Raw genomic sequence first — 2,635 nt, forward strand, 5'->3', positions numbered from 1 at the left:
GCGGGAGACTTGCACGCCGGTGGGGCTGCCGCTGAACTCAGCGGGCACGGCGAGGACCTGGATGGCCCGGCCGATCTAGCGGTCACTCATGGGGCGCAGGCTCAGATCGTCGGGCAGCGTGAGGTCGGTCCGGAGACAGCCCCTCATTCCCGTCACGCCCCCTGCCAACACGCCGGCGCACGTCGACCCGCAACCTGGAACCCCTACGCACCAGGTATCCCTGGCTGCGGGAACGCGCGCGGACCGAGGACGGCCAACGCTCCTTCGGGGACCCGCGCGACCTGCTCGGCGGCTCGGCAGCAGCCGGGTGTCTCGCCCGCGCCGTCGCGGGTGCGGCTTTGCCACATCGGGCGGCGGCCCGCCCGCTGGCGCGATCATCACCGCCCGCCGCGCGGCGCTCGTGGCGGCCTTGCGGTGCCGCTGCCCTCCCAGGAATTCCACGCGAGGACGGCCACGCGATCGCGGTGGCGATCAGTGTTGCTAACCGCCGTTGTAGACCTGCCAGTGAAGCGTTGACCGATACGGCAAGCGTCAGAACTCGGTGACATGAACGACGGACGGAGATGTCTGCGGCGCCGACGCACCAGCCGCCGGGCCTGCCACCTCGGCGTTCTCGCTACCCGTGATCCTTCTCTCGGAACCTGTCAGAGGATGTCGCTATCCTCGCCCCACTGCACCCAGATGTACCTGATTGCGACGGGAAAGGGAACCACGTGAGCGGCGAACGAAGCTACAAGTCGGCGGTCGAAAAGACTTTGTTCACCCTTAGTCGAGGATTCTGCTACGCCCCCACGTGCAAGAATCCGGTAATGACAATCGGCGAGGACGACGAACCCTGCGTAGCGGTATTCATCGCCCATATCCGCGCCGCCAAATCAGGGGGACCAAGATACGACGTGTCGATGACTCCGCTCGAGAGGAAGAGTTTTCCCAATCTGATTCTGCTCTGCAAAAGACATCACGAGAAGATCGACGACAAGGATACACAGAATCACTACACGGTAGAAACGCTGACAGCGTGGAAATCCGCCCGGGAGAAGGGTCTCGCAGACAAGGTGATTGGACTCGACCGTCTCACAGAAGATCGGCTCGCGGAGCTCCTCGTCGAGACGACCACAGAATTCCGGACCGAGATCTTCGGATCGCTGGACCGGCTACACGGAACGAGCAGGGAAGCGGTCGATATTCTCAAGACACTCGTTGACGAGCCATTCAGGCGTCCAACTATTGACCCCGACCAGCTGGCGTCCCTGGAACATTCGACCCGAGCGCTGTCTGTGCTGGAGGATTTTGCGCCGGTCCTCGCTCGTTCGGCCGACGCGATCACCAGCATCTACGATCACTATGGTGTATTGGATCGTTTCGCGGCAGCAGTCGCCGAGCACAACGTCGTGACGATTCGCCGTGCGGCCGAGGCGCTCGAATCCTCTCAATACAGCCTTGGCGAGTTCGCGCGGGCCGTGGACCAATTCCAAGCGGTCGACGTGAGGCGAATCGAGAAGGCGGTAAATGCCCTCGACAGGGGCACGTCCAACGTCAACCGCTCGATTGCCGATAGGAATACGCAGCCCTCACAAGTGAAAACTACTCGTGCCGCCACAGATCGCCAAGTCTATGTTCGCGGAGTGTATTTGGGTATAGTACTGATTTTACTGGTTCAAGTTCTCGCCCTCGTTCTTGCATACAAGTTCACTTCGTAGCGGGCCAAATTCGCCCCGAGCGGCCCGCTTTCATGCGTCGTTGAACCTCGACGAATATCGACCTCCAGGCCACTCCGACATCCTTCGAGGGCTCGCCCGCGCCCACCACGGCCAGCCGCTGTACTTCGCCTCGTGAGAGGTTCCGGACAGGGAGCTGATCGCGCACCCCACGCCCGAACACGAACGACCGTTACGCGACCCCGAGCGGGGATCGACGCGGTGACTTCCACTCCCGGCGACCCGGTGGCCAGGACGCTGGTCTGGGATCGGGAGGCCGCGATCGGCGAGGGTGGCCGTCCGACCACGCCGACGGCGGCGTTCGCGGGCACGTTGGCGACGCGGATCTCGTCACCTCGAACCTGCCCTTCGGCCACTGGGGCGAGACGTTCTCCGGCCTCGTCGTCGCCGGAGCCATGATCGACAGGCTCGTGCGCCACGCCGAGATCCTCACCGGTGACTCCTACCCCACCCGCCAACGCCGCGAGCTCCTCGCCAAGGACCGCCCGAACCACGACTGACGATCCCCGGGGATCACGCTTACCGGACCCGAAGGGGTCCGATTTCGGAGACCGTTGACACCATCGAGTTCGCGAATCAGGAAGAGCAACGCCTTGGGGGCACTGCTGACGACGATGCTGGAGCGTTGGGCCACGGGCGGGATCGGCCTCGCAGTGGTGGACACTAAAGCGCTGTCTGAGCGGGGACCGCTTCTCATGCTGTAAAGCCGCAGTGGCTGCCTGGCACACCGTGTTCGCCGCCTGCTTCACCGGGCTCGGGCCGAGGACTACTCCACTGGCAGCAGCACCAGCGCCCGATCTCCGGCGGAGACACTGCGCAAGCGCCGTCGCATTGGGACGCCAGCTGCCCGCAGGCTGGCCGCGGAGCTGCGCAGCGACACCCATGCCAGGATCGCGCGGTTCGACGCGAGTTTGGAG

Annotated in this window: 1 protein-coding gene and 2 pseudogenes; all 3 read left to right on the plus strand. The window is 64.3% G+C overall.

From position 1 onward, the window contains the following. The first annotated feature begins 809 nt into the window (after positions 1 to 809). Entirely contained in the window at positions 810 to 1,700 is an 891-nt protein-coding gene (locus U9980_RS24450) for a hypothetical protein (RefSeq protein WP_322770081.1), read from the plus strand. 344 nt (positions 1,701 to 2,044) lie between these two features. Beyond that, a pseudogene (locus U9980_RS24455) lies at positions 2,045 to 2,218 on the plus strand (ATP-binding protein); the annotation flags it as partial. A gap of 228 nt (positions 2,219 to 2,446) precedes the next feature. Next, positions 2,447 to 2,635 (plus strand): annotated as a pseudogene (locus U9980_RS24460) (hypothetical protein); the annotation flags it as partial.

This window comes from Protofrankia sp. Cr1, from assembly GCF_963555865.1.
Taxonomy (GTDB): Bacteria; Actinomycetota; Actinomycetes; order Frankiales; family Frankiaceae; genus Protofrankia.